Genomic DNA, 5,257 nt, shown 5'->3' on the forward strand with positions numbered 1-5,257 from the left:
GTGACTTGATTTTTCTCACCTTTCTTGTAAACAGGAATCAAATCATTATCTATAAAACTTGATGCGGAGGTATAAGATTCTTCTGTAATAATTACATCTATCCCTACCATCTTGGCTTTATAAGATAACATTTCGATTAACTTATTATAGGGAACAGATACAAAGTTTTGATTATTTCTTTTCCCTAAATTTATCTTCTGCTTCCACTCTTTATTATGCCCTATTATCAATGTTCCTATTTCCCTATCGATCAGGGTATTAATAATCAAACGAGACGCTTTATGAAGATAATCATTAATTTTAAATTCTCGTTTATTACAAAGCTTTTTCAGTTTCTTACTCGATCTATTTTTCTGGAGTTGAGACTGTAGGAAGCTTTTAACTTTATTGTAGTATTGATTGATAGATTTTAACGGTCTGCCATTTATCAAGAGCGGTTTGATTCCGGCTTGATTAAAAGTTAATGTAGCTAAATTGTTTAATCCTATATCAATACTGGCACAACGATTTTTTTCTAGCTCGTATTGTTTTTCGCATTTCTCATAAATGACCTCTATTACATAATGGTTCAGTCTAGGGACGAGACGAACTTGTTTGATTTGTGAAGTAGGTACTAATGTTTTTAGATAAATTCCTGTCTTACTAGGATTAATAATTCCTTGTTTTAATTGCCTCTTGCTGATAGCTTGTGTCGTATAAACTACAATATTTCTTCCCGTTATTTTATTTTTATATCTCGGAAGGCGAGGACGAGCATTAAACTTTGATGGGTTCTGTTTATAGACTTCATTCGCTGCTAAAAAACTTTTCCAGTTTCTATCTAGTATCATCAAGATTTGTTGAGATACTTTAGCTGGCATTGCTTGATAGTCTGATTGAGTAGAGAGTGTTTTTTGCAGGTCATAATAAGATAGATTTGTCTTTTCAAATATAAAAGACTGACGAACTAAATAGTTAGAATAGTTATAGAGATTTTTAGACAAGAAACACAGTCGGTCAATTTCAGAATAAAACCGATGATTTTTTTGAATAATATGTCTCTCAACTAATTTCATAAATCAAGGGGTTAAAATTACATTAGGATTTGAGCATTTATTAATCTTTATTATGGTGATTTAACCTGGAATTATCAGCAAATTTGATTATACCATTAAACATCAGGTCAAGAGTTATTAAATTTTGTCAAATATTTAGTAGCTGGTGAGTACAAATTAACGGAGATATTTGACATTGTTTGACTATATATGACTATATTTATGTATAACTTTTATTATACCAATTTAAAAAAAGAATATGTTTGAATAATAAGAGTGATTATAAAGATTTTACAGTCGTTAGCCACAGCGTAACGCACCTCTACTCCTATTAGATATCTCTTCCAAAAGAGGGAGTTGGGAAAAAGAATTGATCAATAACAGTGGGATAATTGATTTTATTTTTGATTATTGGAGATGTCTAGTGGGAAAAATGGTGCGTGATACTCCACTTCGTTCCGCTCACACACCCTACTACTTTCTCCCCACTCCCCTACTCCCTGACTCCCCTACTCCCCTACTCCCTTGCGATCGCTCTTGCCAAGGCATCTACAGCTATAGTAATTTCAGCAGCAGTTACTATAAGTGGAGGCACAAAGCGCAATACTTTCGGACCAGCAGGTACAATTAATAAACCTTCATTCATGGCAGCTTTGACTATATCGATAGAAGTCAACTCTACATCTGCATTTAACTCCATACCATTAATCAAACCCCAACCGCGCACTTCAGTAAATAAATCGGGATATTTAGTGGCAATAGCATTTAACCCTACTCGCAACTGTTCGCCTCTCTGCTGTACATTTGCTAACAAATTTTCCTGTTCCAAAGTTTGGCAAACAGCTAGCGCTACGGAACAAACAAAAGGGTTTCCACCAAAGGTGCTAGCATGACTGCCTGGTTCAAAAACATCACAGTGAGATTTACATAACATTGCTCCGATGGGAATACCTCCACCTAACCCCTTAGCGGAAGTAAAAATATCTGGCTCAATGCCTAAATTTTCATATCCCCAAAGTTTGCCACTACGACCCATTCCTACTTGTACTTCATCTAATATTAAGAGAATGCCTTTCTCGTCGCAAATTTCTCTAATTCTTTGAAAGTAAGCCACATCACCAGGACGAACGCCTCCTTCTCCCTGGAGTGCTTCTAGCATAATAGCTGCAACTTGTCGTTTGTCTTTGTCTAGTTCGGCGATCGCATTTTCTATAGCAGTAATATCATTGTAGGGGACATAATAAAATCCTGGCATTAAGGGGCTAAAACCTTTGTGATATTTTGGTTGCCCTGTTGCGGTAATAGTTGCTAGAGTTCTACCGTGGAAACTAGCATGGGCAGTCAAAATTATCGGATTTTCAATATCTAATTTTTCGTGAGCATATTTGCGGGCTAATTTTATTGCTCCTTCGTTAGCTTCTGCTCCAGAGTTACAGAAAAATGCTTTGTCAGCACAGGAATGTTCTGTCAACCACTGTGCTAATTCTCCCTGAACTGGGATATAGTATAGATTGGATACATGGTGTAGTCGTTGAATTTGTTGCGAAACTGTTGCCATCATTACGGGGTGAGCGTGACCGAGGGTACAGGTAGCAATTCCGGCCACAAAATCTAGATATTCTTTTCCTTCGGTATCCCAAACACGACAACCTTCACCATGTTCGAGGGCAATGGGAAAACGCCCGTAGGTGTTCATTACACAAGCATTGAAGTTGTCGGCACTAAATGTTGTATATCCGCCTGTTGTTCCTAAAGGTTGCTGAACTATTGTTTCAGGGGTCATAAATCATAAATCCTCAAAATTAACCTCAATATTAATTTGATTTCAAAAGAACATATAGAATTTATAGGTTTTTTTTAATTTATATAGCAGAAGAAAGAAGAAAGAAGGAAGAAGGAAGAAGGCAGAAGGGAGAGGGAAAAATCTTGCATTGTCTGAGTTTAGGGAAAAATCTTGCGTTGTCTGAGTTTTAAGCTTTTGATATGTCTGTGCCCTTTGCTTCGACTGCTATAATATTTTCTCTAAAGTTTTTCTCCATATCAATTTCTATTGCTTTTGCTTTGTTTTTTTAGATTCTTTTAAACTTTCTTTTTTGAGCGGGGGATTCATTAATTGATAATGGATAATTGATAATTGATAATTGATAATTACCTCTGGTCAAAACCGCTCTTGATTGAATATAGTAAGCATTCAGCTATTAAATGCTTACGTAATTATTAATTATTAATTATTAATTATTAATTATTAATTGTTGAACGCCTTCTTATTTCTTAACTTTTAATCCCGTCATAGTTTCAAGTTCTTGTCTGAATAATAAAGCATATCGACTGGGGATATCAACTAAGGTAACATTTTGATTATTTTGTGCGTCTAAATAAACAATTGCTATTTGAATTCTAGCTTGTTTATCAATAGCACTAATTATTCCACCTATAGGAGAAAGAATACCTTTAGCAATACTTTTTTTAACTTGAGTTTTTGCATAATCTCCTGTAGAAAGTTCTGTAATTTGTTCTTTCTTTAAAGTAAAATTAGCATCTTGATATTCTTCTTTATCAAATTTTATATCCAGACGCTTACCCGAAATATCTACGTTTACTTTGCATTGATTTAACTCTCCATTATTATTATTTAAACAATGAGCACCATGAGTTCTAGCTAAGGCAATATTGCCTGGAATAAATAATGAAGCAACAGAGACAAGAGCAATTAATTGTTTTTGCATAATTTTAGCCATACTAATTAACTTTAACATTAGACCTCTCCGGGAAACAGGGAGTAGGGAGTAGGGAGTAGGGAGTAGGGAGTAGGGAGTAGGGGGAAATAATTGATAATTTGTGCCCAATAATTGAGTTTATTTTTGATTATCAACAGATGTCTATTTTAGATAATTTTTGAGTAGACATCTCTGCCAAAAGAGGGAGTAGGAACGTTGCATGAACGTTCTTACAGAATAGGTGGAAAGAATTAACTATTTTTGTACGATAATTATTTTTATGTTTTATGATCGGAGATGTCTACTAGACATCTGGTAAAAATCAGAAATCAAATCAATTATTATCCATACATCATCAACTATTCCCCCCTGTTCCCTATTCGCTGTTCCCTGTTCCCTCTGTATTACGAATCTGTAAACCAGTTAAGCTTTCTAAATCTTTCATTAGAGGTTCGCTATGTTTTGTAGGAATATCAATCATCGTGACATTTTTATTGTTTTGATAATCCACATATTCAATTGCTAACTGAGTCCTATCCTGTTTAGCAAAAAGACCAACTAATGCTCCTAGAGGACCGAGAACTAAACTTGCCCCAATAGTTTCTTTCGTTCTTTTTTTAGCATATTCACCAGTTGAAATTTCAGTAATCTGATTACCTTTCAATTTCATATTAACATCTTGAAGTTTGTCAGATTTAAAATTCATTTCCAGGCTATTATTTAGCTCTGAAACAATAACTCTACAATTTTTCATTTCACCACTAAGCATATTCAAGCAGTGGGCACCATGTTCTCCGGCCAAAGCATGGTTATTACTCAAAACAACTGTAGCAATAGATATTAAAATAGCAATTTTTTTCATATTCTTAACGTAGTGAGTTAATACTTAATCAGATTGACTAGAACTTTTTATCTATTAGCTCTAATAAATTTACACTATATTATATTCTCTAGATAATTAGTGTTGGATAATTAACAGTATCAAGAATAAAAAAAATCTATAGCGCTATGGGGTAGGGAATAGGGAACAGGGAACAGGAAATAGCGAACTGTAAAAGGGTTTTAGGATTGAAAAATGTCCGTAAGCATTCAGCCGTCAGCTATTAGCTATCAGCTATCAGCTATTAATTTTGGGTTTGTGTAAAAGTAACCTTTGAGATTGAAAAAGAATAAAAAGTTACTGCCAAAGTCCCTGGACAAAACCTAAGAAGTAATTATTCATTACTAATTGCTGTTAACGTAGTTCCTTCGGAGGAGGCTAGCTGACTGTTGATAGCTGTTTGCGCAGCAGTCCGCAGGAAATGCTTACCATTAATTAGCTATAGAACCCATTTGAGATCTAATAATTGTGGTAGTCAAGTCTTTTCGCGCATCAATTTTGAGAAAAAATCATCTGAAGAAGTGTTGAATTTTTTGTATTATCTCTCCCCACATCTTCTCTCTTCCCTCTTACCTCCTGTCTCCTGTCTCCTGTCTCCTGTCTCCTGACTCCTAGCTAAAAAAAAC

The 5,257-nt window shown here is 34.7% G+C and carries 4 protein-coding genes; all 4 read right to left on the reverse strand.

The features are described 5' to 3' along the window. Nucleotides 1–1,055: transposase (locus tag F6K54_RS39730; RefSeq protein ID WP_293089818.1), on the reverse strand; the 1,055-nt coding region annotated here is incomplete at its 3' end. Nucleotides 1,056–1,551: 496 nt separating this feature from the next. Continuing rightward, nucleotides 1,552–2,817, reverse strand: a complete 1,266-nt coding sequence (locus tag F6K54_RS39735) for an aspartate aminotransferase family protein (protein WP_293089820.1) — start codon at nucleotides 2,815–2,817, stop codon at nucleotides 1,552–1,554. Between the two features lie 481 nt (nucleotides 2,818–3,298). After that, entirely contained in the window at nucleotides 3,299–3,790 is a 492-nt protein-coding gene (locus F6K54_RS39740) for a hypothetical protein (RefSeq protein WP_293089821.1), read from the reverse strand. 337 nt (nucleotides 3,791–4,127) lie between these two features. Beyond that, complete coding sequence (locus tag F6K54_RS39745) at nucleotides 4,128–4,613, reverse strand: hypothetical protein (protein ID WP_293089823.1); 486 nt, start codon at nucleotides 4,611–4,613, stop codon at nucleotides 4,128–4,130. Nucleotides 4,614–5,257 lie beyond the last annotated feature (644 nt).

Origin of the sequence: Okeania sp. SIO3B5 (genome assembly GCF_010692555.1) — a bacterium.
Taxonomy (GTDB): Bacteria; Cyanobacteriota; Cyanobacteriia; order Cyanobacteriales; family Microcoleaceae; genus Okeania.